The organism is Carnobacterium sp., from assembly GCF_032094055.1.
Lineage (GTDB): Bacteria > Bacillota > Bacilli > Lactobacillales > Carnobacteriaceae > Carnobacterium_A.
In genome coordinates this window covers 6736-9589 of sequence record NZ_DAMDAK010000083.1, presented here as the reverse complement: position 1 = coordinate 9589, position 2854 = coordinate 6736, and the positions used below count along the sequence as shown (strand labels likewise).

At 36.4% G+C, this 2854-nt stretch carries 2 protein-coding genes; one reads left to right on the top strand and one right to left on the bottom strand.

Annotated elements, in window-relative coordinates; all coding sequences use genetic code 11:
- Positions 1-119 precede the first annotated feature (119 nt).
- Positions 120-1496, bottom strand: coding sequence for a glycoside hydrolase family 1 protein (locus RT405_RS11145; RefSeq protein WP_313469710.1), 1377 nt, complete (start codon positions 1494-1496; stop codon positions 120-122).
- 316 nt (positions 1497-1812) lie between these two features.
- Here RT405_RS11145 and RT405_RS11140 point away from each other — a divergent pair, with 316 nt between their 5' ends.
- Complete coding sequence (locus RT405_RS11140) at positions 1813-2517, top strand: Crp/Fnr family transcriptional regulator (RefSeq protein WP_313469709.1); 705 nt, start codon at positions 1813-1815, stop codon at positions 2515-2517.
- Positions 2518-2854: the final 337 nt, after the last annotated feature.

Genomic DNA, 2854 nt, shown 5'->3' with positions numbered 1-2854 from the left:
TATAACGAAATAAAAGAGATAAAACAGCAACCTAAAACAAACCCCTTCAAAAGAAGCGGTCAGTTTTAGGTTGCTTATTTTTGTTACTTGAGAGAATTGGCTCAGCGCCAAGCTATGTCTTAATCTAACTGTTTTCCATTGCTTTGAATAACTTGCTGCAGCCAAGAGAAGCTTTTCTTAGGAAGACGGTTTAAATCTTTTAAATCATGATTTTCGCGATTCACATATACGACCCCATATCTTTTACGCATATCACCTTGTGAACTTAGGATATCAATCAATCCCCAGCCGAGATATCCTATACAATCCACACCATCTAAAGAGATAGCATCTTTCATAGCTTGTAGGTGAGTACGGTGGTATTCAATACGGTAATCATCTTGAATAAGTCCCTCTTTTGGCAATTCTTCCATCACACCAATTCCGTTTTCGATTGGAAAAACAGGCAAGTGATATCGGTTGAACAAGTTGCTTAAAATGATACGAAAACCAGTAGGATCAATTTGCCAGTCCCATTCAGTTGCTTCTAAATGAGAGTTTGGATGACCGCCGACTTCCGGATATAAATAAATAGGCGTTTCTTCAGTGATATCTGCTGCACTGATTGTACTGCTTGAATAATAGCTGAAAGATAGAAAATCGCTTTTGAGTTGAGCTAAAGTTGCTGCATCGTTTGGGTCAAATACAGGCATTAAGTGATTGTTTTCTAAATAGGCCAACATAAAAGCTGGATATTTTCCATAAGTAAACACTTCTAAGAAAAATTGATTGAAAAAGTCATCTGCTCGTTTTGCAGCCAATACATCTTTCGGTTCGGAAGAAGCAGGATAAGCTGCACGATAAGCAACCATACCGCCAATTTGACAGCCTTCTGTTGTATCATGAAGATAATTCGCAATTTCAGCATGAGCAATCATCGTATTGTGTTGCAGTTGATACAATTCTTTTTCAGTACCTGTTGTGGTACAGCCGGCAATGCGAAAACCTTCCTTGGAACCAAAAATATTTTGCTCATTAAAAGTGATCCAATATTTTACTTTTTGTTTAAACCGGTCCACCATAGCCTTGCCAAATTTTACAAAAGCATCGACAACATAACGAGAGGCAAAACCATTGTACTTTTCAGATAGGTGCAACGGCATATCAAAGTGATACAGACAAATCATCGGCTCGATGCCTCTAGCTAATAAGTCATCGATAAACTTGTCATAAAAAGCAACTCCTTCTTCATTGATTTCTCCATCGCCATTAGGAAATACCCGCGACCAAGAAATTTGGAAACGATAACAATTCATACCAAGTTTTTGCATGTAGTCGAAATCTTCTTGGTAACGGTGATAACTGTCTGTTGCGACTTTCCAATCAGAAGTATGTTCACCAGCTTCACGAATGTCATAAACTGATTTTCCTTTTCCACCTTCATCCCAAGCACCTTCTGTTTGCATGCTGGAAACTGAATTTCCCCATAAAAAAGTATCCTTTAGTTTTTTTTCCACTCTTTATTCCACCTTTCAAATTGAAGTGTCCAGTTAACTGTAAACGCAATCATTAATGAAGTCAATACATCTAAAAAATAAGAATAGACAAATGAGATGAAAGAGCAAGAATTATCCATTTAACGATAAGGGAAGAAACCAGCTAGGGGAGCCGTTTTTAATGGATTTTTCTTCATTTTCTAATAAATCCCGTTCACGAAAGCAATTTTCTTTCTATTGTGTTATATTATACAAGTAGAGTAGTAATCGCTTTCTTTTTGTGATCAGCTAATTGTCTGCTTCTAATTCATTATTTAAGGTGTGAGGAGAGAGTAAAATGCCCACTAAACAGATGAAAGTCAACCAATTGTATGAATTGCGTTATAAACCGGTCTTTGCCAATTTTACTGAAGCAGAATTTCATTGTCTTAAAAAGCAGCTATTTTTTAGGCAGTATAAAAAAGGTCAGGTTTTATTTGATGAAGGGGATAAGCGCGAAAAAATGTTTTACCTAACTAAAGGGTTAGTTCGATTGGAAAGTTACGATGAAAGTGCCTCTTTTTCATATATCGACTATACTAAGCCTGACACATTATTCCCTTATGGCGGCATGTTTTCCGATGAAACGTATCACTTTTCCGCCTATGCTGCTACGGATATAGAAGTATATTATTTGCCCACTAAAGTGTTTGAGGAGCAAGTTGCTTCCAATGCAGACCAACTGCTTTACTTGTATAAAAAGATTTCTACCATCTTAGAACAGCAAGAAAAACGCATCCAATATTTAGCTGTTTCCAGCGCAACGAGTCGTATCATAAAAGCTTTAGCTTACTTGATGGAAGATCTCGGCATCTATCTATCGTCATCTCTGATTGAAATTCCCTTTCCTATTACGATCAATGAAATTGCTGATATTAGCGGCTGCTCAAGGGAAACAGTGGGAAATGTAGTGAAACAATTAAAAGAGGAAAGCAAATTAGCCTACACACACAAATTATTTACTTTTAAAGATATTTCTTATTTTGAATCTTTTTCAGAATAGAAAAATTGCTTTTAAACAAAAGAACTTTGGTTTTGTTATGTGTATTACTGCACATAGTGAAGCTGAAGTTCTTTTTTCATGGGGTAGAAAGAGACAAGCTAGCTTACAAAATTAAATTGATCTAATTTCTTTTCACGATTCCGATCAGACCTTTTCGGTTATTACCGAAAAGCATATCATTAAAAAAATCTCTTCGTAATTGATTTACCGTGACCTAAAGATAAAGAATTCCATTTGTTAGGGCATGCAAAAAGGCTTACCGTGACTTAAGGCTACTGCATCCATGTTACGGCACGTAACAAGATCAAACAAAGTAAAACTGCAATAGGAATGCCTT